This window comes from Candidatus Binatia bacterium (genome assembly GCA_029243485.1).
In the GTDB taxonomy this organism is placed as follows: domain Bacteria; phylum Desulfobacterota; class Binatia; order UBA12015; family UBA12015; genus VGTG01.
This window is the reverse complement of sequence record JAQWRY010000072.1, coordinates 1-21,776: the sequence shown is the minus strand read 5'-3', so window position 1 is coordinate 21,776 and position 21,776 is coordinate 1. Positions and strand designations below refer to the sequence as shown.

The window sequence follows — 21,776 nt, the reverse complement described above, 5'->3', positions numbered from 1 at the left end:
ATTAGGCAGGAAGCCAGTTGCCATGTGCGCCGAACGGCACCCGGCGGGGCAACCGAACCCGCGCCACCGGTGCCGCCTCGAAGTCCTGCGCGTTCACGATCACGAGATGCGACTCGTTCTCGTCCGAATCGTAGACGATTGAGACCACCCAGCCGTCATCTTCCGCCGAATCGGCGGCGCGCGGCGCAAAACAGGGCTCCCCACCGAACCAGCCCTTACCGAGATCGTGCGTCTCGCGCCGGCCCGACTCGAGGTCATACTTGAACAGGCGCCGATCGAAGGTCAGAGTCGGCTTGTCCGAATCCAGGCCCATGATGTAGCCGTACTTCGCCTTCAGGCCGACTCGCCGATCGTCGATACGCGGGAAATCACCGGCCGCATCGTCGAGCTGCTCTTCTTTGACGGACCCGGTCTTGGTGTCGATCGTCCAGCGCCACAGGCGGCCAGCATCGTCTTCGCCGTCTCCAATGTCGTTCATCCCACCCTTCATCGCGTGCGGCTGGCGACAGACGTGCAGGATGATCCGATCGCCTTCCTCGTGCGCATTCACGGGATGGAAGACGTAGCAGGGATTCATGTCGTACCACTTCACATCGGCGTTCGTGCCGTTGCGCGGCATCACCCCGAGGCGAGAACCGTGCTCGGGTCGCCACGCGAAGCCCGGATTCGGACCTTCCAGCGAGAACACGAGCGGCATGTCCATGAAGATCACGTGGTTCCGCGTGACGTTCCAATCGTGCATCATCACCGGCCGCGGGATCTCGATCGGCTCGTTCTGCACGAGCTCTCCCTTGGCGTCGATGCGATAGTAGTGAACGTACGGGTCTTGCATCATCGAGTAGCCGAACGAGAGAAGCTCACCGGTCTCGGGACAGACCCGCGGATGCGCGGTGAACGGCGTCGTGAGCCGGCCGTCCCAATCCTGAACACCAACCGTGTTCAGGTCGCGATCGATCTCCCAGGGCACGTGCGCCTCTTCCACGCAGAGGATTCGACCGGCGTGCGGTACGACGTGCGTGTTTGCCGGAGAGGCCTGCGGCGACATCAGCGCGTCCATCATGCCCATGTCGTTCTCGTAGTACGGGGTGCGAACGAACTTGTTGCGGTACGACGCACGACCGTTCTTCAACTCGACGCCGTGCACCATGCCGTTGCCGAAGAACCAGTGCTCCGAGAAACCGGAACGGGGGTTCATGCCGTTGCGCAGGTAGATCCCGTCGAGTTCCTTCGGAATCTCGCCCTCGACCTTGAGGTCGTCGACGTTCAATTCGTCCTGAACCGGGGCCCAGTTTCCTTTGAGGTGCCAGGGAAGCTCTTCGGTCTGCCGCTCGACGGTCATGTGCGTTGGTCCCTTTCCCCCGAGTCGATGCCCGAGGCGTAGTGAGTCATCACTACGCTGATTCTCCGGCCCGCTCAAGCCCAGTTTCTTGGCGGCCCCAGGGGCCCCGCGCTAGGCTCCCTCGCGATGCCCCCACTTTCCGGCCTTCGTGTTCTCGATCTCTCGACGGAGATCGCGGGGCCTTACTGCTCCAAGCTGTTTCGCGACGCCGGAGCCTCGGTCTTGAAGGTCGAATCGCCCGCCGGGGACCCGATGCGACGGTGGAGCGCGTCGGGCGCCGAGATCCCGGAGGACGAGGACGGCGCGCTCTTCCAGTTCCTCAACTCCGGGAAGCAGTCGGTCGTTCTCGACCTCGAACGAGCGGGCGACCGCGCACGCCTTCTCGAACTCGCGTCGAACGCGGACCTCGTGATCGAAAGCTTCGGCGCCGGGGGACTCGCGCGGCGTGGGCTCGACTTCGATTCGTTCTCCCGAGCGCAACCGCGACTCTCGCTCGTCTCGATCTCGCCGTGGGGACTCGAAGGCCCATGGGCCGAGCGCCCAGCAACGGAGTGGACGCTGCAAGCCGCCGTGGGCATGACCGCGCGGCGCGGGCTTCCCGAACGCGGACCCGTCGGAGCGGCGGGTCGGATCGGCGAGTGGGTCGCCGGAACCTACGCGAGCTTCGGCGCACTCGTCGCGTGGCTGTCCACGCGCAACACCGGCCGGGGCCAGCACGTCGACGTCTCGATGTTCGAGGCGCTGCTCCAGTGCGGCACGCAGTACCACGACTTGAACGGCCAATTCACCGGCAAGCCGCTCGACCAATTCATCGACACGCCATCGGTCGAACCGGCGAAGGATGGCTGGGTCGGCTTCGCGACCGTCACCGCGCAACAATGGCAAGACTTCTGCGCGATGGTCGAACGTCCGGAACTCGCCGACGAGACGAAGTACCACCACACCGACAACCGGATGAAAGAGCTCCCGTTCATCCAGAACGTGATCCACAGCTGGACGCGCGAGCACACGGTCGACGAGATCATCGAACTCGCCTCCGCGTTACGCATCCCGGTCGCGCCGATCGGCAACGGAGAGACGCTGCCCAATCTCGATCACTTCGCCGAGCGCGGCGTATTCCAGACGCACCCGGGCGGGTTCCTTCAGCCCCGCGTGCCCTACCGGCTGGGCAGCGTGCCCCGGCCGGAACCCGCACCCGCGCCGCGCCTGGGGGAGCACACCGACGGTCTCGGCGCCGCGACGTCGGCCACGCCCACAACCGACACGGGGGACTCTTTACCCTTGGCCGGACTACGTGTCCTCGACCTCACGGCCTTCTGGGCCGGGCCGTTTCTGACCGGGCACCTCGCGATGATCGGCGCCGACGTCCTCAAAATCGAATCGACCCAACGGCCCGACGGCATGCGCTTCGTGAACGCGATCAAAGGGCAGCGCTTCTGGGAGACCAGCTCGATCTTCCACGGCGCCAATGCGAACAAGCGCGATATAACGCTAAACCTCGACTCCGACGAAGGGCGCGAACTATTCCTGCAGCTGATCGACGACACCGATATCCTCGTCGAGAACTTTTCCGTTCGGGTTCTCTCGAACCTCGGTCTCGATCCCGACGACCTGCGAAAGCGCAACCCCAAGCTGATCGTCGTACGGATGCCGAGTTGGGGCCTCGACGGTCCCTGGCTCGATCGGGTCGGCTTCGCGATGAACGTCGAGCAAGCCTGCGGCCTCGCGTGGCTCTCCGGATACGAAAACCTGCCGATGATCGTGAACGTCTGCGACCCCATCGGCGCGCTGCACGCGTTCTTTGCAATCAATCTGGCTCTCGAACGCCGACGTGAGACCGGCCTCGGCGACCTCGTCGAAGTGCCTCTCGTCGAGCCCGGCCTGAACCTCGCTGCGGAACAACTCATCGAGCACTCCGCCTACGGCGTCCTTCTCGAACGAACGGGCAACCGCGGTCCGTACGCCGCTCCCCAGGGGGTGTATCTCTGCGGAGACGAGAAACATCTGGCACTCGCGGTCGTCGACGATGAGCAGTGGAAGGCTCTGTGCCAGGTCCTCGAGAACCCGTCGTGGACGGAAGCCGACGATCTTCGGACCGCCGCCGGTAGGCGAGCCGCGCACGACCGAATCGACGAAGAGCTTCGGAAGGTGTTCGCCGAAATGCCCTGCGGCGAGATCAGTTCGAAGCTCCTCGCGGCGGGCGTACCGGCGGAACCTCTCAACAACGCACACACCGTGATGCCAAATCCCCAGCTGGAACACCGGCAGTTCTTCCAGGAACTCGAGCATGAGGTCGTCGGTACGAGGCGGTACCCGACGCTTCCGATGGGGTTCTCCACGCTCGGGCCCAAGTGGCACCGCTCCCCGCCACCGACGATGGGCCAACACAACCAGGAAGTCCTCGGCGGCACGCTCGGCGTCACCGACGAGCGGCTGGCCGATCTCGCCGAACGAAAGATCATCGGCGACCGACCCGCCTGGCGCTAAGACTCGAGCCCATGCCCTCACGCAAAGACAGCCCGCTCACGGCACTCGCCTCCGGCCGCGCGTGGCAGGAGTTCTGCCGGGAGATCGAGAAACTCACGGATGAACTCAAGGAATCCGGCGGACCCGACACGCCGCTCGACGTCAGTGAGGGCCATCGCTACCTGACCCGCATTCTGCGCGGCGCTCTCGAGCAAATCATGGAGGGCGGTGACGCGCGAAGACCTGTCTTCTTCGAAAGCCTTCACGAGACGCTCAAGAGCGGCTGGGACAATCCGGACAACATCCACACGAACGCCTACGTGAGCGGCGACCACCAGTACCGGATCCGCGGCACGCGGGGCGATGCGCACTACATGACGATCGCGATCTACGGTGGGTCCCTCGGCCGCCAGGAAGGCCGGCGAACGGTCGCCTACGTGAACGTCGACGATCTGGAAATCGGAAAAGACGGTCGATTCGAAGTCACGCTCAGTGCGCAGAAGACGACCGGGAACTGGATCGAGAGCGCGTCCGACGCGACCACGGTGATGGTGCGACAGACCTTCTGGGACAAGCGAAGCGAACGGCCCGCGGACTTATCGATCGAGCGCATCACCGACGACCCGCCACCGCCGCTCGACCCGGAATTCGTCGCGTCCGCGCTCCGGCGGGTCACGCGATACGTCCGCGGCACTAACCGCGCCTTCTTCGAGTACGCCCGCCGGTTCCGCGCACTCGACGGCGAGGTCTACGAGAGCTCCCCCGTCGTCTCGTCGGAGACACTCGGCATCGCCGACATGCGCTACCTGAGTTGCTGGTGGCGCCTCCGCGACGGGCACGCCGTCGTCGTCGACGTGGCTCCGCCCGAGTGCCGCTACTGGGGCTTCGTGCTCTCGAACTTCTGGGGAGAGTCATTCGACTACCGGTACTACGCGGTTCACACGAACAAGAAGCGCGCCCGATACCGTGCCGACGGCTCGCTCCGCGTCGTCGTCTGCCCCGAGGATCCACATCTCGAGGATGCGAACTGGCTCGATCCGTGCGGTCACGCGGAGGGGATTTGGACCCTTCGTTGGCTCGAAGCGAATGACCATCCCGTCCCCAAGATGTCGCTTCTCCCGCTCGCCGACCTGCGTTGAACGCGTCTCGCGCTAGCGCCTCGCGACGATGAACAGCCGGGCGAACGGGAAGAGCGTCTCGCCCCGCGACCTCCGGGGATACGCCTCGCGCAGTCGGGACGCGTACTCCGAGAGGAATCCCTCCCGCTCGACCCCTTCAAGCGCATCGAGAACCGGGCGCAGGCCACTTCCCTTGACCCACTCGAGAACCGGGTCCTCGCCTTCGAGGATCTGCACGTAACGCGTCTCCCAGATGTCGACTTCGCCGCAGTGCGGACGAAGGTGATCGTAGTAGAAGTCGGCGTCTTCGACCCAGCGACGACCCATCCTCGCGCGCAACTCGTCGGCACCGTAACCTTGGCCCGAGTTCCCGGTCGCGAGCGTCTCGCGCATGAGCCGATGCGACGGCTGCGACCAACTGAGCGGCATCTGCACTGCCAGTACACCGCCCGGGCGCAGGAAGTGCGCAAGTCGAGGGAAGACCCTGTCGTGCCCCTCGATCCAGTGCAGCATCGCGTTCGAGAAGACCACGTCCGCCGGCTCGGCCGGCTCCCACGTGCTCGCGTCCTGCACTTCCCATGCAACGCGGGTCGGACCGGCCGCGCGGGCTCTCTCCAGCATCGCCCCGGAACTGTCGGACCCCACAACGTCCGCTTCCGGCCAACGCTCGGCCATGATGCGGGCGATCTCCCCGACGCCACACCCCAGATCGTAAACGCGCCGTGGGTCGTCGACCGTAACCCGCTCGAGAAGCTCCAGCGCCGGGCGAAGACGTAGACCTCCGTACTGCTTGTACTGCGCGGGATCCCACGTCGCGGTCACGTCCTTCCCCCTTCCTCAGTCGATGTAGCCGAGCGCGCGCAGGCGATCTTCCTGCTTCTTCGAGAGATCGACGGGCGGCGGGCGGAACGAGCGGACACGCTTCGACGCGTCGACGAGTTCCTTCTTCAGCTCCTTCACCGTCTCGGATTTCGCCGGCGCCGCGACCCGCTGCTCGGGGTACGTCGTGACGTCGTAGAGAGCGACGAACGGGAATTCATCGATCTGGACGCCACCGTTTTTCTTGGGAGGCCGGCCCATCATGCGCCACGGACCGCGCATCACGCTCACACGAAGATCCGGCGTGACGGTATACATGATCCGCAGGCGCTCTTCGGCCGGCGCGCCGAAAATCGAAGCCGAGACGTCCACGCCCGGAATACTCTTCGGCGGAGTAAGTCCGACCAGGCTCGCGAGCGTCGGATAAAGATCGATGAGCGAAACGGGTGCATCGACCTTCGAGCCGGCCGGAAGCGAGCGATGTCGCAGAACCAGCGGAACCCGAACCGAGCTCTCGTTCAGCATCTTGCCGTGCTGAAAGTAATAGTCGTCTTCGACGAGGCTCTCCCCGTGGTCGGCGGTGAAGACGATCAAGGTGTCGTCGAGCTTCCCGTCCTCCTCGAGCCAGGAGCGCAGCCGCCCGATCTGCAGGTCCGTGCCGAGAATCTCGCCATCGTAGCGACGAACGTAGTCACCGGCGCGCTTCATGTTCGGGAGGCCCTGATACTTCGGGACCGCGCCGAACACCCAGTTCTGCTCGCTGGTCTCGAGTTCCTTGTCGAGCGCCGGATCGTCCGGATACTCGAAGGCCTTGCTCAGTCGCGCAGGCGACGAGTCGTACGGGCCGTGCGGATCAATGAAGTGCAGCCACAGGAACCAAGGCGCCTTGGCCTGCTTCAACCACGCCAGACCGAGATTCACCCCGAGATCGTCGGCCATCTCGAGTCCGCCGGGCACGACGCGACGCGGGAATTCCTCCCAGACGTCGAAACCACGGCCGAATTCCTCGACCGCTTCGTTGCCGTAGAACCCGGCCGTATCGTAACCAGCTTCCGCGAACGCCTCTGCCAGTGAGGACAGCCCTTTGGGGAACGTCCCAGTGTTCTGCGTGACGTGATGGTGCTGGACGTGATGGCCCGTCAGGAGCGATGCGAGCGCGGGGGCCGTCATGGGCACCGGAGTGATCGCGTCGGTGAACAGCACGCCCTCGCCGGCGAGCTGATCGATCGCCGGCGACGTCGGAAGCCGATAGCCGTACGCGCCGAGGTGATCCATTCGAAGGGTGTCGACGGTGAGCAGGAGCACGTTGGGCCGCGCTCCGTCTTTCCCCTGCAGCGGAAGGGTCGGCTTCGTCTCAGCGGCAGCAGGCCCGGACACCAGAGTGAAGCCTAGGGCGACGACCGCGAGGGCGATTCGGGCGCCCGGAGCACGCAATAATCGGGAACTCACCTCGCGCAGGCTAACCGCGGCCCGAAGGCAGGTCAAAACGGGGGCGGCCAACCGAAGCGCTCATAGAGCGGTCCGAGCCGACGCTTCAGTTCCTCCGCGGAGGGCCCGAGTTCACCCGGGTCGTATCGGTGCTGGCTCTCGTAGGTGCGCGACGACTCCTGCTCTCGAAGGAGGAACGCTCGGTACTCGGCGGCGATCTCCATCCCGAAGCGACGGTAGATCGAGGCAACCGTGTCGAGCGGGCGCTCGGTCAGTTCCTCGAACGTCACGACCGCGAACCGTTCCTTTGGAAGCGTATCCAGGACTTCGAACGCGTACCGATAGCCCTCCAACTGCACCTCGCGGACCCAGTCCGTGCCTTCGTCGACGTCTGTCCGATCGCAGCCCATCGCCAGCCAGCCTTTGCGGAGCATGTTGATCAGACTCGCGATCGTCTCCCCCGGGTTCCGCACAGGGCAGACGAAGCGTGCATCCGGGAAGCGCTCGAGCAGGCTCCGCATGCGGAGTACGAAACCCGGATTCTTGCTGAGGAGAGTGAGATCTGCGGGCCGCCCGCCGTGCACATATAACTGCCGCTTCACGCACCCCTCGTAGAACCGCAGGCGTCGACGTTGCTGCGCCGCAGGGGCCGCATCCAGGTTCCCCAGTCGGCCGAGTTCTCGCACGTACGGGAAGAGAACGGTCAACGTCCCGGAATCGAACGTGTGCAGCTCGAGGAAGCCGTCTTCTTCGGGGCCGGAGAGCCGCCAATCATGCATGCGCCGCGCCTTCGCGAGCGTCTCGTCCTCCCGGGCGCCGAATCGTTGCGCGAGTCGACCGCCATTCCACTGAGCATCGAGCCGTCCGATCAAGTGGACGAGCTTCTTCTGTGTGATCGCTGGACAGAGGATCTCCCACGTTCGGAAGTAGAAGAAGTGCGCCTGGTCGGCGGCGAGGAGTCGATGGAGCTGGGTCGTCCCGCTGCGCGCGTTGCCGAGAACGAACACGGGCGCCGTGACCCGAAGCGAACGAAATCCGGGGAACAGAACGTGATCGAGTGCCATGCAGATCGCGTCGAAGCACGCGAGCAGTGGTGCCGCGATGAGCAGGATCGCCACGGTGCGACCCCGAGCACCACTGCGGTCCTCCCGCAGCGCGCGGCGAACGACGCCGAGATAGTTCTTCACGCTGAAGTACATGCCGGGGTCAGCCGTCGAGCGGACGAGGCTCGATGCCGAGTTCCTTCAAGAGCGGGCCACTGTAGGTCACCCGTCCGGTCAACACCGCGGGATCACATGCGCAGAGTGCGAGTGCCGCCTCCGCCATCACTTCGAGCGGTTCGATCATCGAGGGATCATCGGGCATCTTCCCCATCTGGGCGGCGGCGGCGGTGTATACCGCGGCCACGGGAGCGAGCGTGTTTACCGCGATACCGTCGCCGTGGAGTTCGGCCGCGAGACCGACGGTCAGGCGCTCCAACGCGGCCTTTGCTGCGGCGTACGTGCCGCTCGTCTTCGTAAACTCGTTCCACGGCGGACCCGAAGGCGCGACCGTCGTGGCGGACGAGAGATTCACGATCCAGCCGGCTCCGCGCGCCCGCATTCCCGGGACCACGCGTTGGATCAGATCGAGCGGGGCGAGGAGGTTCAACTCCATCCCGAGCCGCATCCTCTTGTCGGAGATCGTATGTGCCGGCTCGTAGAATGCCCGCGCCGCATTGTTCACGAGAATGTCGATCGGGCCGAGCTTCTCTTCGACCTCCGCGATGACGCGAGCGCGATCCGATACGTCGGAGAGGTCGGCAGAGATGGCCACAGAGGGGGCCGGTCCGGCCAGTAGATTCAGCGTCTCGCGAAGCGTGCCCGGCAGCTTCGGGTGCGGTTCGAGACTCCGCGCGGTCACGGCGACCGCGGCACCCGCGCCCGACAACCGCCGCGCAATCCCGACACCGATGCCCCGACTCGCCCCGGTGACGAGCGCGACTCGTCCCGTCAGGCTCCCCACTACGGGATCATCACGACGCGGCCAAACGACTGCCGACTCTCGACGTAGGCGTGCGCGGCGGCCGCCAGAACCGCTCGCTTCTCCGCGTGCGAACCATTCGGAAAGATCGCCGTGCCCCGCTGACCGACCCGGAGATCGGTTACACCCTCGCCGACTTCGCAGATCACGCCCGCCGCCTGATAGCCGACAACGTACGGCGCATGAGGCGGCGGTGCCCCCCAACGATTGATGAGGTCGCCCCCTTCGAGGCTGACCGCCTTCACATTGATGACAACCCAGCCAGGTGGGCACTCGGGATCGGGCACGTCCTCGTATTTGAAGACCTCGGGGCCACCGTTGTCGTAATACACCGCCGCTTTCATGTGATTCTCCCGCTCAGACCGCGGACCGTCTCCGGCGCGTGCACACGGTGGACGTCGAGGTCAACGTTCACCGTAACACCTCAGCCCCTCTCGCGATCAAGCGGGGCCGGGATCCTCAGGCCGCCTGGCCCGTCGCGGTCGCCCGAACCTTCGGCATCACCTCGCTGGCGAACAAACGCATGGAGGACTCCGCCTCGGCGTCCGTCATGCCGCCGTACTTCGTGATCGCCAGGACGTCGATGTCACAGTCGAGAATGCTGCGCTGTTGCGCGATCTTCTCCAGGAGCTGCTCGGGCGTGCCCCAGGAGTTCACACCGGCGTACATGTTCGCCATCTCGTCGAGGCCGATCGCCGAGATCATTTCGGCCGCGGATGCGTAGAACTCGTAGCCCTTGCCGAAGTGACTGCCGCCGATCTCGTAGTGCTCGACGACTGTAGAGAAGTAGTTCTTGATGTACGTCTGCCCGAGCTCCTCGGCCTTCTTGGCGTCAGAGTCACAGTAGACGAGCTGCCCGCAAACCGGCGGTGGCGGCTCGGAGTCTCGCACCTCGCGCCACTTGTTCTGGTAGGGAATCAGCGCGGTGTCGCGGAAGATCTCCCACGGCTGCTGCGCGAGAACCATGAGACGCGCGCCGAGAACGGCCGCCTGGACCGCGGAGTCCGGAGACACGCCGATCGAGAAGACCCGGTCGTTGAAGCTGCCGGTCGCGCGCGGCCGCAGCTCACAGCGCGGCTGTTTGAAGTGCTCGGTATCCGCCTCGAAGAAGCCGGTATCGAGCGCCCTCACCACCAGCTCCGTGCCCTCGTCGAACCGGGGACGGGCCTCGTCCATCGGGATGTCGAAGGCACCGTACTCTTTGCGCGACAGGCCCCGCCCAAACCCGAGCAGCGCGCGACCGCCCGACTGCTGATCGAGCAGCGCCATCTTGGAGGCGACGCGGTACGGGTCGTTCCACGGCATGATCACGGCGCCGGTGCCGAGCTTGATTCGACTGGTCTTTCCCGCGACGCCCGTGAGCCACTGAATGTTGTCGGGACACATCGAGTAGCCGAAGAAGTGATGCTCCGTAGCCCAGTAGCTGTCGAAGCCGAGCTCTTCGCCGAGCATCGCCACCTTCATCTCGCCCTGCATGACCGAGCCGTCATCCTGCTCGTCGCGATAGTTCTGGAAGATGCCGAGTACGCCGATTTCCATGATTCCTGCTCCTCGAAGAATGGGGGGAATTCCGACCGATTTCTTGACGGACGATAAGGATCGCGGCCCGCCCCGCAAAGCCCTTCCAAAAGAGTTGACACTGTAAATTTTACATTGTACGTTTGCCCCCGTGCCGCGCAGCGCCCTATCCCAGGTCGAAGTCGAGCAGTTTCGCGACTCCCTCTGCGACGTCGCGACCCGCCTCTTCGCCAAGAAGGGGTACGAGGGCGTCACCATGCGCGCCCTCGCAGCCGAACTCGGCTGCAGCCCCATGACCCCGTACCGGTACTTCCAGAACAAAGACGAGATCTTCGAAGCGGTGCGCCGCGCCGGCTTCCAGCGCTTCGCAGCGGCCCTCGAGACCGCCGCTGCGAAAGCCAACGGCGATCTCGAGCAGCTACACGCGCTCTGTCGCGGTTACGTCGGGTTCGCGCTCGAAGAACCGCACGCGTACCGGATCATGTTCGAGCTCGACCCACCCGGGGCCGCCACGTCGCCGAGCCTCGAGGAGGCCCACGCCTGGTTCGTCATGCGCGACACCGTCGCCGCCGCCGTCGAGAGCGGCAGTCTTGGCGGCACGCCCGATGTTCTCGCCCACCTCTATTGGTCCGGCGTCCACGGATTGGTGGCGCTTCACCTCGCAGGAAAGTTGGTTCTAGGCTGCGATCTCGAGCAACTGATCGAAGCCTTTCTGGAGCGCGAGCTCCGAGGAGATGCACGATGACGACGCAAGCGGTCGCGATGACGAAGAGCCCCGAGGAAATGCTGGCGAGTGTACTTCGGCCCCATGCCGTCGAAGCCGACTACGCCATCGGACACGTCGAGGGAGAGATCCCGCGCGACTTGTCGGGCACCCTTTATCGCAACGGACCTTGTCAGAATATCCTGCCGTCCGCCGGCGCAGCCGCGCTGCACCTGTTCGATGGAGACGCGTTGATCCACGCGCTTCGCTTCGAGAATGGCACCGCCCACCACCTCAGCCGCTTCGCACGCACCGAGAGCTTCCTGCGCGAAAAGAAGGAAGGAACCTTCTGCCTCGGAGGCCTCAACCTTCCGGCCGACGAGCTGCTCAGCGAGCCACCCCCCGGAGTGCAGCCGAACACCAACATCGTCGCGCACGCCGGCCGTCTGTTCGCTCTGGTCGAGAACGCGATGCCGTTCGAGCTCGACCGCAAGACGCTCGGGTCCATCGGGACGTGGGACTACGACGGCAAGGCCATCGGGATGTCGACCACCGCCCATCCCAAGATCGATGGCCGGACGGGACAGATGTTGATCCACGGCTACCAGCCCATCGAACCGTACGTGCAGCTCTACGTCGTCGAGCCCGACGGATCGGTCTCCCTCGCGGAGGCCATCGACGCCCCGTGGCCCTCGATGATGCACGACTTCGCCATCACCGAGAACTACGTTATCTTCCCACTCGGCAGTGTGTACTTCGATCTCGAAGCGATGCTTGCCGGCCGGGGGTTCGGACAGTCCGTGACCGCACGGGACGACCTCAACATGAAGTTTGGCATCCGCCGCCGCGAGCCCGGAAGCGAGACGAAGTGGTTCGATGCACCGTCGATCGGCTACATGTTCCACCCCAGCAACGCCTACGAGAAGGACGGCCGGATCGTGATGGACGCCTGCAAGTACGAAGACCCGCAGGGGCTGCTCGACGACATCGGGACGATCCGCGCGGGCGAAATATCGAGCGGCCTCACGTCGAAGCCCTACCTGTACGAGTTCGATCTCGAGGCGGGTACGTGCAAGGAGACGAAGCTCTCGGACATGGCAGCCGAGTTTCCGCGATTGGATGACCGGCTGGTCGGGCGCGAGAACCGTTTCGGCTACGCCTCGACCGCCGAGCCCATTGACGGCGCGAACGGATTCTTCCGGCGCATCACGAAGTACGACCGCGTGGACGGTACATCGGTGCACCGCGAGACCGTCCCCGGTCAGTGGGTCGGCGAGCCGGTCTTTGTTCCGCGTCACGCAGACGCGGCGGAGGACGATGGGTTCGTATTGAACCTCGTCTACGACGCACCCGACGATCGTACGGCCGTGGATATCCTCGACGCGCGCGCAATCGACGCGAAGCCTCTCGCGCGGCTGTGGCTCGAGGAGCGGGTGTCGCTCGGCTTCCACGGGAACTTTGCACCGGAGGCGTGAGCCGAAGCTTCCCCATCGCGCCGATGTCACCGCTTCTTCGGTGGCTTACGATTGCCGTCCTCGCGCTGCCGGTGCTCTTCGTCGGACTCGGCGTAGCGGCCCCCGACGGGGCGGCACTGGCCTTGCGCCAACCGGGGTGATGATCGCGATCCTCTACGGGGCCATCTGGCGCTACTGGCGCCCGACGTCTTTCAACGTCGAGCCGACGAGCCTCCGCATTTGCTTTCCCGGGAGGGAGAAAACCGTTCCCGCAAGCGAGATCACCGGCGCCCGAGCCCTCACCGGAAAAGAGTTCCGAAGTGAGCACGGCTGGGGCATACGCGTCGGTGCGGGCGGTCTCTGAGGAGGCTTCGGCCGGCTCCGCACGCCAAGCACCTCTTTCGAGATGTACCTGTCGCGGTCCGATGGGTTCGTGGTGATCGAGCGAGGCGCGGCCAATCCTCTGCTCATCCCCCCCCATCCCGAAGAGTTCGCGGCGAACTACGCCGACGGACCGCGCCCCGGCACGTCGACTCGACGCAGCGTTACATATGTGACTCTATGGTCACATGAAGACCTCCGACCGGCTCTGGCGCGCTCTCGCCGACCCCCACCGACGGGGCATCCTCGAGGCCCTACGGAGCGGCCCCCGCACAACCGGCGAGCTCGCCGACGGCTCCGAGATCACGCGATACGGCGTCATGAAGCACCTCGCGACTCTCGTCGAAGCCGGCCTCGTTCGGGTCGAGCGGCGCGGCCGGGAACGCTGGAACCACCTGATCCCGGATCGGCTCGACGAACTCGGGCACGACTGGAATCAACAGCTGGACGTTCGGCCGAAGAGCAACGCCGAGCGGTCTTTCTTCGACCTGTACGCACACGGATTCGTCCGGGCCGCGATTAGCGTCCCGCGGGTGCACCTCGCGGACCCGGCCGCGAACGCGGCTGAGATTGCAGCCACGTATCGCGCCGCCGTCCGCGAAGGCGCCGCACTAGTCCTCTTCCCCGAACTCGCACTGTCGGGCTACTCGCTCGACGACCTGCATCAGCAAGATGCTCTTCTGCGCGCCGTCCTCGAAGGCCTCGCCGAAGTCGTCGCGGCAACCGAAGAGAACACCGCGCTTGCGATCGTCGGCGCCCCACTCCGGTTCCAGGGCCGCCTGTACAATTGCGCCGTGTTCGCAACGGGCGGCCGGATCCTCGGCATCACTCCGAAAACCTACGTGCCGAACTACCGCGAGTTCTATGAGAAACGTCAGTTCACCAGCGGCCGCGACGCTCTCGCGACGACCGTCCCGTGCCTCGGTCAACAGTACGTACCGTTCGGTAGCGATCTCATCTTCCGCGACGAACGTCAGCCCGACTTCGCCGTGCACGCGGAGATCTGCGAGGACGTGTGGGTCGCAATTCCACCGTCGACATATGCCGCGTTCCACGGTGCGACGGTGCTCACGAACCTCTCTGCCTCCAACGTGACAATCGGAAAGTCCAGCTACCGCCAACAACTCGCCGCCGGGCAATCCGCCAAGACACTCTCCGCCTATCTCTACGCCGCCGCCGGCACCGGCGAGTCGACGACCGACCTCGCATGGGACGGACACGCCCTCGCCTACGAGGATGGAGAACGCCTGGTCGAATCCGAGCGATTCGTCGACGAAGCGCAACTCGTGTTCGCCGACATCGACCTCGACCGCCTCGTCCAGGAGCGTGCTCGCATGACGAGCTTCGCCGACTGCGCCGCCGATCACCGTGCGCACACGATGAGAACCATCCCCTTCCGCTTCACGCCGCCGACCGAAGCCACGCACCTACGACGGACGTTCGAACGTCTCCCCTTCGTCCCCAGCGACCCCATGCGGCGAGCCGAGCGCTGCTACGAGGCGTACAACATCCAGGTAACGAGCCTCGTGAAGAGGCTACGTGCGACCGGGATCACCAAGCTGGTCATCGGCATCTCCGGGGGCCTCGACTCGACGCAGGCACTGCTCGTCTCCGCCCGCGCGATGGACCATCTCGAACTCCCCCGAACGAACGTGCTCGCCTACACGATGCCCGGATTCGCAACATCGAAGGAAACGCGGAGCAACGCTCACGACCTGATGAAGGCGTTCGGCGTGACCGCAAGCGAAATCGACATCCGACCGTCGAGCGAACAGATGCTGAGCGACATCGGGCACCCGCACGCTCTGGGCAAGGAACGCTACGACATCACGTACGAGAACGTGCAAGCGGGCGAACGAACGAGCCACCTCTTTCGGCTGGCCAATCACCACGGCGCCCTGGTCGTCGGCACCGGAGACCTGAGCGAGCTCGCTCTAGGCTGGTGCACCTACGGCGTCGGCGATCAGATGTCTCACTACAACGTGAACGTCTCGGTCCCCAAGACGCTCATCCACTACCTCATCGAGTGGGTCGCCGATCTACCCGAGACTGGGAAGGCCGGCGCCGCAGTTCTGGGGCGCATTCTCGCAACCGAGATCAGTCCCGAGCTCATCCCCGCCCATGCGACCGACGGGGAGATCCAGAGTACGGAGAAGACCATCGGCCCGTACGAACTGCACGACTTCGACCTCTACTACATGAGCCGACGCGGCTACGCGCCGTCCAAGGTCGCGTTGCTCTTCGCCCACGCGTGGTCGAGCGACACGCCGGTCTCAGCGGCCGACGGCAAGTATCCCATGGAGGAGATTCTCTCGTGGCAGAGATCGTTCCTCGATCGCTTCTTCCGCACCAGCCAGTTCAAGCGTTCGGCTTCGCCGAACGGACCGAAGGTCGGATCGGGCGGCTCCCTCTCGCCGCGCGGGGATTGGCGCGCACCATCGGACTCCACGTCTGCCCCATGGCTCGCCGACCTGGCCGAGGCGACCTCGTGGATCGAGCGGTCGACCCCCAAGAAGGCCAAAAAGCGGCGCGCGCGCTAACGCTTGCGAGCTACTCCTTGTCGATCGTCTCGAGGTGCAGACCGCACTCGAGCTTGTCCGAACCGGCCCACCGCCCCGCGCGCTCTTCCTCGTTTGTCCGGATGGGTCGCGTGCAGGGGATACAACCGATGGAGCGGTAGCCCACGTCGTGCAAGGGATTGTACGGGATCTGATTCGCCGTGATGTACGTCCAAACACGCTTCTCATCCCAGTCGGCCAGAGGGTGCAGCTTCCAAACGCCGTAGCGCTCCGACCACTGGGTCTTGCCGATCGTCGCGCGGCTCGGAGACTGATCGCGCCGGATCCCCGACACCCAGGCGCCGAACGGGTGCAGAGCTTCGATGAGCGGCTCGACCTTGCGAATGTGACAGCACCGATCGGGATCCGTTTCCCAGAGATTCGGACCTTCCGCTTTGTGTTGCTCGGCGATCGATGGGATCTGCGGTCCCGTGAGCGTCAGCCCGTACCTCTCGACCAAGCGGTCGCGCGTGTCGTAACTCTCACGAAAGAACAGATGTGTATCGAGCTCGACGACCGCGGGCTCGAGCCCCAATTCCGAGAGCATGTGAATCAGCACGGACGACTGCTTCTGCCAGGAGCACGTAACGCACAACTGCTCCCCGAACTCCTGCGCGGCCCAGGAAAGAACATCTTCCGCCGACATCGCATCCAGCTCTTTCGAGGGGAGCGAAAGAGCGGGAGCGGTGGACGTCTCGGAGGCTTCCGGCGAATCGCTCATCTCTGCGGTTCTCCGCCCCCGGACGCGCCAACGCAAGGCGGCGCGGGACCGCGAGGGCTCCCCGATTGATTGCGGTAGGAAACCCGGTATCCATTCCGCATGGGCGACTCCCCCCGCTTCGTAAGCGCACAAGAAGCAGCCGGTCTGGTTCGAGCCAAGGATACCCTCGCGGTTCCCCTCGGACCGGGGCAGCCATCGGACTTCCTGAAGGCGCTCGGAGCCGAAGACCGGTTCGAGGACCTCACGGTATCGACCGCACTGCTCACCGACTTATTCGAGCTTTTCATGCGCCCCGGCGTGCGTCTCCTCACGGGCTTCTACGGCCCGGCCGAGAGATTCCTGCGGGGCGCGGGACACGACGTGCAGTTCGTCCCAGGAGACTTTCGACGCTTCGGCGTGATCCTCGAGCGGCTTCATCCGCGCGTGATGGCGACGGCCGCCTCGAGGCCCGACGAGAAGGGCCGCCTCAGCCTTTCCCTCCACGCGGGAGCCACGGTCACCGAGCTCGAACGGTGCGGTCGAGACCCGGATCGGCTGCTCATCGTCGAGGCGAGTCCCCGGTTCCCGCGAACGGTCGGCATCGAACCCGACTCGCCTCACTGCCTTCGCATGGAAGACGTCGACATCCTCATCGAAAGCGAAAGCGAGCCGTTCACTCTACAGGATCCGGCGCCAACCGAAGTCGACGCAGCAATCGCAAAGCACGTGGCGCGCTTCGTCTCCGATGGGTGCACGCTACAGACCGGAATCGGCGGCGTTCCGAGCCTCGTGGTCGGGCGTCTCGCGGACGGCAACGGCGGCGACTACGGCATCCACTCCGAGATGTTCACGAGCGGACTGATGAAGCTCCACCGCGCGGGCAAGGTCACGAACCAGAAGGGCCTCTACGACGGGGTGTCGGTGTGCACCTTCGCCGCCGGAACCCGAGAGCTCTACGACTGGCTCGACGGAAACGAAGACGTTCGCTTCCTGCCGGTCGAACGCGTGAACGATCCCGGGCTGATCGGGCGCAACCGGAAGATGATCTCGATCAACGGCGCACTCGCAGTCGATCTCGCAGGTCAGGTCGCCGCGGACACTCTGGCCGGCGGGCAGTTTTCGGGCATCGGCGGCCATGAAGACTTCGTCGAGGGAACCGGCCAGTCCCTACAAAACCGATCCCTCGTGTGTCTGCCGTCGAGCTCGGTGCGCGACGGCAAGCGGATCTCCCGGATCGATGCCGCCCTCGGTACCGAGATGCTCGTGACCACCCCCCGCCATCAGGTCGACGCGATCATCACCGAGTTCGGCGCGGCCGAGCTCTTCGGTCGAACAGTGCAGGAACGAGCGGACGCACTGACCTCGATCGCGCACCCGGAGTTCAGAGACGAACTCCGTCGCGCGACGCTCTTCTCTTGATCGAATCCCGATTGCGGCCGCGGAGGGTCAGGCCACGAACTGATCGAAGCCTTTCCAAAACTGGGCCTGGATCTCGTCCGTTTCCTGCAGGATCTCGTGCATCGCCTTCGCAATCGGCATCACCGTAAACGTCGTATTGAGAAACGGCAGATTCAGGTGCCGGTCCGACGAGATGATCTTGTCGCGCCCGGCGCTCGCGACGAGCACCGGCGTCTTCACGCGGATCAAGCGGTCGCGATCGAGAATGCGAGCGATGCTCGACGTCGCCTGCTGAAGCCAGCGCCAGGTCGGCCCGCCCAGCTTCAGGTCCGGCACCTTGTCCCAAAACGCCATCCCGCGTTTGAAACGCGCCTGGTCGCTCGTGATGTCGTTGACCTGATTGTTCGGATCGGGATCGCCGCGCACCCAGGTATACGACGTACCCATCCCGAGAGCGACGTTCGTCGCAGCGATGGCGCGCGCCACGCCGAGAGGGAATTGATCCCATCCCATCATCGGTGCCGACAGCACCGCCTTGTCGAACCGGCCCGGATAGTCCTGCAGGAATCGTAGGGCTAGATGGCCGCCCATGGAGTGGGCGAGAAGCACGTGTGGGCGCGGCAGATCCACGACGCACTGCTGGTGAACGAGGAGCGCGTCGGAGAGGAAGTCGGCGTAGTCCTCGACGTGGCCCTTGCAACGATTCGAGAGGAGGCGGGTCGACAGTCCTTGGCCGCGCCAGTCGAAGGTGACGACCGAATAGCCGCGCGCTCGCAGGATGCCGATGACCTCGTAGTACTTTTCGATGAACTCGGTATAGCCGTGAAAGAGCAGTACGGTGCCGCACGACGCGCGATTCTCCGGAGCCGTCCACCGCGCGACGCGAATGTCGACGCCACCGGGCGCGCGCAGGGTGAAAACCTCGCCGCCGGGCGGAATGTCGCCCTCTACCACCGAATGAAGAACGGATTGCGTCAAAACGAAACTCCTTGCCGCTCGAGAAGCCGCTCCAGCGCAGCCGTCGTTCCGCTCTCGATGGCCATGTTGGCTTCCTTCGGGACATAGCCCCGGTCGACCAAGCGGTCTCCGAGACGAATCATGATGGCGTCGAAACGCATCGCGCCGAAGATCTCCCAGTAATCAATCCCGCCGACGACTGCACGGCCCGTCGCCTTCTCCCAGTGGGCGTGCATGGCCTCACGCGCGGGATAGCCCTCCAGTCTGGCGATCCCCTTGTCGTCGAACGCCATGCGGTCGAACATCACCCACCAACCCAGGTCCGCCTCCGCCGGGAGGAGCGAAACGGCCTCCCAATCGAGCACGGCAACGCAGCGATAATCGCGCCAGATCATGTTCGCGAGGCGGGAATCTCCCCAACTCACGCCTACGGGAACCGAATCGAGCGACGGCGCGTTGCTCTCGAGCCACTCGAGACAGGCTCGGAGAACCCGGTGCTCTCGCCCCGCGAGCTCCCGCTCGACGTACGATTGGTAGATGCCGAGTTGGGACGCGAGAGTCGGGGCGCCGGTGCCGGAGGTGTCCAGCCAGTCCAGACCCGCTTCACGCCAGTCCATCTTCTGGAGCGCCAACAACGTCTCCACGCCGTCCCACACCAGCTGCTCGCGCTGCGCGGGTGTAGCCTCGTCGACGAGAAAGCCCGACTCGGTGTAGGCGGGGATGTCGCCCGGGATCTCCCCCTCGATGAAGTCCATCACGAAGAAAGGCCGACCCAGAACTGCCGGGTCGCCGTCGTAGGCGATGACGTTTGGGACCGGAACGACGTCGCAGGCGGCGACGGCTTTCATGATCCGCTGCTGCACGTCCACGGAGGTTCCGCACTCGGCCGTCTGATCGGGAAAGAGCCCACCGTCTGCTTGTTCGATCCGTGCGACGAAGCGCTGCGAGACGGCTGCGCCGCCTTCTTTCCAGGTCGCCTCAAAGACGACGGTCTCGTTCGAGAACCCGGTCGACGCCGGCATCTCCATCTCGGGGATACGGAGATCGGTGACGTCGGGCTTGTTGCGCTGCATCCAGCCTTCGAGAGAGGCGCGGTGTCGGTCGGGCTCGCCGACGGACTTCCCGGGGAAATTTTTCTCACTCATCTGAGACGCCACGCTCCTTCAGGGCCTGTTTGACCCAGGCCAGATCGTCGGACGCGGCGCGGCGGCGGGCTCGCTCGAGATCGATCCCGTAGACGCGCGCTGCATTCACGCCGAAGATCTTCGCCTTCCGCTCCGCGGTCAGCTCTGGGTAGCCGAACTCCTGTTGGTAGGAAACCGGAATCTGAAACGCTCGGAACGCATCGATCGCCACTTGGCTCGGTCCGTACCAGATCGAGTCGGTGCCCCAAAGAACGTTGTCCTCGCCGACTTCGAGCAGAAGCTTGCCCAAGACGTGCGCCGCCTCGTCGGGGCGCCGGATCAGTCCGAACCACGTCGACCCGAGCTCGGCGTAGACGTTCTTCCCGGCGCCGACACCCGACGTTCGCAGCGTGTGGAGAAGCCGGTTCACACCCCGGTCCGCCGTCCCGTCGGTGTAGGGCCCCTCTTCCGCCGCGTCGCTCGTCGGGATTTCCCAGCCGGAGTGATAGATCAGAAAGTCGACGTGGGGAAACGCTTTCGCGATCGGGCCGACATCGCGGGGCGAGCCGTTATCGACGAGCGCACTGATGCCCTTGTGGGCGCAGATGAGCGGCACGCCGAGCTCCACTGCCTTCTCCACGAACGGCACCCCGGTTCGCTCGTCGTCGAGCCACCAGCCGCGCACCTCGTCGCTCCGCGAGCCGATCGTGTAGCACTTCCAGCCCACCGGGCGGTGACGCTCGAGTTCGTCCTCCATCGCCTCGATCTCGCTTTGGTGATTGGCGTGGATGATCGAGTGATTGAGGAGCCGACCCTCGCCTGCGAGATCGTCGAGCAGCTCTCGCGTGCTCGCCATCTCTTCGTTGAAGAGCATTCGCTCCGGCCCGGTCCCCGGCCCCGACGTCAGGATTGCCGCCGCGGTCTCGCTCTCGAGGAAGACGCACCGGAGGTACTCGGCGAAGTCGTACTGGCGCGCATCCCCGAGGTGCTTCCACCAGCGCGGCGCGAGGTCCGTGTACATCTGATGGATGTGCCCCGCCGTGGCTCGGGTCTCCGGCCGGTCGGCGATGAAGTGGGTCTGGACGTCGATCACGACCTCGTCGCCGTCGAACGTCTCCTTCGCCGCTTCGAGTTCGAGCGCGGCAGCCTCGGGAACGACGAAGAATTTCTCATCGAAGCCGGCATCGATCGCTCTCAGCCCCGCGGCGGTTCCGCGTCGACCAGCCCAGTACGAGCCGAGCGAGAGCCCGAGTCGCTGCGCGTCGCGCGGTCCCCGCCCGAGGACCCGGGACAGGCCCTCGCGATCCCGGGAGGTGTACGGCGCCGGCTCGAACTCGTCCGAGTGCCGGCGCTGCAGCACGACCGGCAGACGCGTTTTCTTACTCACGCCATCCCTTATATACGCCAGGCGTGACCTCTGAAGCCCTTGGACGACTCGACGCCCCGGCCACCGCGCGGAGAGGACGACCGGCCCGCACGACCGGGCGATTCTGCTTGGTCCTGGCGGCGGCCGCCGCCATGCTGGCCTCCCCCGCGCTGGCTGCTCCCGACCAACTGCTTTGGGGAGACACCCACCTCCATACCAGCAACTCGTTCGATGCATTCCTGAATCAGAACAAGTCCGCCGATCCCACCACGGCGTACATGTACGCAAAGGGCGCTCCGGTCATTCACCCCGGGAATCGCGCCCGCGTCCAGATCGGCACCCCGCTGGACTTTCTCGTCGTGGCGGATCACGCCGAATTCTACGGCGCGATGCGACACAGCGTGCAGCGCGGCGTCCCCACCGAC

General features: G+C 65.1%; 20 protein-coding genes. 9 read left to right on the top strand and 11 right to left on the bottom strand.

Features of this window, described 5'->3' with window-relative positions:
- Position 1 precedes the first annotated feature (1 nt).
- Entirely contained in the window at positions 2-1,339 is a 1,338-nt protein-coding gene (locus P8R42_20195; protein ID MDG2306920.1) for a carotenoid oxygenase family protein, read from the bottom strand.
- A 126-nt stretch (positions 1,340-1,465) separates the two neighbouring features.
- Between P8R42_20195 and P8R42_20190 the strand changes: the two genes are divergently transcribed.
- Together P8R42_20190 and P8R42_20185 are read left to right on the top strand one after the other, a co-directional pair.
- Positions 1,466-3,826 carry a CoA transferase gene (locus P8R42_20190; protein MDG2306919.1) on the top strand — a complete coding sequence of 787 codons (2,361 nt, stop codon included), beginning with the start codon at positions 1,466-1,468 and terminating at the stop codon, positions 3,824-3,826.
- Between the two features lie 11 nt (positions 3,827-3,837).
- Positions 3,838-4,944 (top strand): DUF1214 domain-containing protein, encoded by a 1,107-nt coding sequence (locus P8R42_20185; protein ID MDG2306918.1) that lies wholly within the window; start codon positions 3,838-3,840, stop codon positions 4,942-4,944.
- A gap of 12 nt (positions 4,945-4,956) precedes the next feature.
- On the opposite strand, the gene P8R42_20180 is transcribed toward P8R42_20185, so the two are convergent.
- The 6 genes from P8R42_20180 to P8R42_20155 all read right to left on the bottom strand — a co-directional run bounded on the left by P8R42_20180 (position 4,957) and on the right by P8R42_20155 (position 10,731).
- Positions 4,957-5,745 (bottom strand): methyltransferase domain-containing protein, encoded by a 789-nt coding sequence (locus P8R42_20180; protein ID MDG2306917.1) that lies wholly within the window; start codon positions 5,743-5,745, stop codon positions 4,957-4,959.
- A gap of 15 nt (positions 5,746-5,760) precedes the next feature.
- The gene (locus tag P8R42_20175; protein ID MDG2306916.1) at positions 5,761-7,191 is read right to left on the bottom strand and encodes a sulfatase; all 1,431 of its coding nucleotides are present in this window, start codon (positions 7,189-7,191) and stop codon (positions 5,761-5,763) included.
- Between the two features lie 32 nt (positions 7,192-7,223).
- Positions 7,224-8,357 (bottom strand): sulfotransferase, encoded by a 1,134-nt coding sequence (locus tag P8R42_20170; protein MDG2306915.1) that lies wholly within the window; start codon positions 8,355-8,357, stop codon positions 7,224-7,226.
- Positions 8,358-8,376: 19 nt separating this feature from the next.
- The gene (locus P8R42_20165) at positions 8,377-9,174 is read right to left on the bottom strand and encodes an SDR family NAD(P)-dependent oxidoreductase (protein ID MDG2306914.1); all 798 of its coding nucleotides are present in this window, start codon (positions 9,172-9,174) and stop codon (positions 8,377-8,379) included.
- The gene (locus tag P8R42_20160) at positions 9,174-9,536 is read right to left on the bottom strand and encodes a zinc-binding alcohol dehydrogenase family protein (protein ID MDG2306913.1); all 363 of its coding nucleotides are present in this window, start codon (positions 9,534-9,536) and stop codon (positions 9,174-9,176) included. The genes P8R42_20165 and P8R42_20160 overlap by 1 nt, the downstream gene beginning before the upstream one ends.
- 115 nt (positions 9,537-9,651) lie before the next feature.
- A complete protein-coding gene (locus P8R42_20155) occupies positions 9,652-10,731 on the bottom strand; it encodes an LLM class flavin-dependent oxidoreductase (protein MDG2306912.1) in 1,080 nt (359 codons plus the stop codon).
- 130 nt (positions 10,732-10,861) lie between these two features.
- On the opposite strand from P8R42_20155, the gene P8R42_20150 reads away from it, so the two are divergent.
- From P8R42_20150 to P8R42_20130, 5 genes are all read left to right on the top strand, one after another.
- Entirely contained in the window at positions 10,862-11,455 is a 594-nt protein-coding gene (locus tag P8R42_20150) for a TetR/AcrR family transcriptional regulator (protein ID MDG2306911.1), read from the top strand.
- Positions 11,452-12,888: a carotenoid oxygenase family protein gene (locus tag P8R42_20145; protein ID MDG2306910.1), complete on the top strand. Its 1,437-nt coding sequence runs from the start codon at positions 11,452-11,454 to the stop codon at positions 12,886-12,888. Before P8R42_20150 ends, P8R42_20145 begins: the two co-directional genes overlap by 4 nt.
- Complete coding sequence (locus P8R42_20140; protein MDG2306909.1) at positions 12,885-13,028, top strand: hypothetical protein; 144 nt, start codon at positions 12,885-12,887, stop codon at positions 13,026-13,028. Before P8R42_20145 ends, P8R42_20140 begins: the two co-directional genes overlap by 4 nt.
- The gene (locus tag P8R42_20135) at positions 13,028-13,231 is read left to right on the top strand and encodes a hypothetical protein (protein MDG2306908.1); all 204 of its coding nucleotides are present in this window, start codon (positions 13,028-13,030) and stop codon (positions 13,229-13,231) included. The genes P8R42_20140 and P8R42_20135 overlap by 1 nt, the downstream gene beginning before the upstream one ends.
- Positions 13,232-13,436: 205 nt before the next feature.
- Positions 13,437-15,788, top strand: coding sequence for an NAD(+) synthase (locus P8R42_20130; protein MDG2306907.1), 2,352 nt, complete (start codon positions 13,437-13,439; stop codon positions 15,786-15,788).
- Positions 15,789-15,798: 10 nt separating this feature from the next.
- On the opposite strand, the gene P8R42_20125 is transcribed toward P8R42_20130, so the two are convergent.
- Complete coding sequence (locus P8R42_20125; protein MDG2306906.1) at positions 15,799-16,527, bottom strand: phosphoadenylyl-sulfate reductase; 729 nt, start codon at positions 16,525-16,527, stop codon at positions 15,799-15,801.
- Positions 16,528-16,626: 99 nt separating this feature from the next.
- Here P8R42_20125 and P8R42_20120 point away from each other — a divergent pair, with 99 nt between their 5' ends.
- Entirely contained in the window at positions 16,627-17,925 is a 1,299-nt protein-coding gene (locus P8R42_20120; GenBank protein MDG2306905.1) for an acetyl-CoA hydrolase/transferase C-terminal domain-containing protein, read from the top strand.
- Between the two features lie 27 nt (positions 17,926-17,952).
- Here P8R42_20120 and P8R42_20115 read toward each other — a convergent pair whose 3' ends face one another.
- The 3 genes from P8R42_20115 to P8R42_20105 are packed head-to-tail and all read right to left on the bottom strand — an operon-like array spanning position 17,953 to position 21,372.
- Positions 17,953-18,882: an alpha/beta hydrolase gene (locus tag P8R42_20115; GenBank protein ID MDG2306904.1), complete on the bottom strand. Its 930-nt coding sequence runs from the start codon at positions 18,880-18,882 to the stop codon at positions 17,953-17,955.
- The gene (locus tag P8R42_20110; protein MDG2306903.1) at positions 18,879-20,006 is read right to left on the bottom strand and encodes a phosphotransferase family protein; all 1,128 of its coding nucleotides are present in this window, start codon (positions 20,004-20,006) and stop codon (positions 18,879-18,881) included. The genes P8R42_20115 and P8R42_20110 overlap by 4 nt, the downstream gene beginning before the upstream one ends.
- On the bottom strand, positions 19,999-21,372 hold the full coding sequence (locus P8R42_20105) for an amidohydrolase family protein (protein ID MDG2306902.1): 1,374 nt from the start codon (positions 21,370-21,372) through the stop codon (positions 19,999-20,001). Before P8R42_20105 ends, P8R42_20110 begins: the two co-directional genes overlap by 8 nt.
- A gap of 131 nt (positions 21,373-21,503) precedes the next feature.
- On the opposite strand from P8R42_20105, the gene P8R42_20100 reads away from it, so the two are divergent.
- The coding region (locus tag P8R42_20100) for a DUF3604 domain-containing protein (protein MDG2306901.1) at positions 21,504-21,776 on the top strand (273 nt) is incomplete at its 3' end.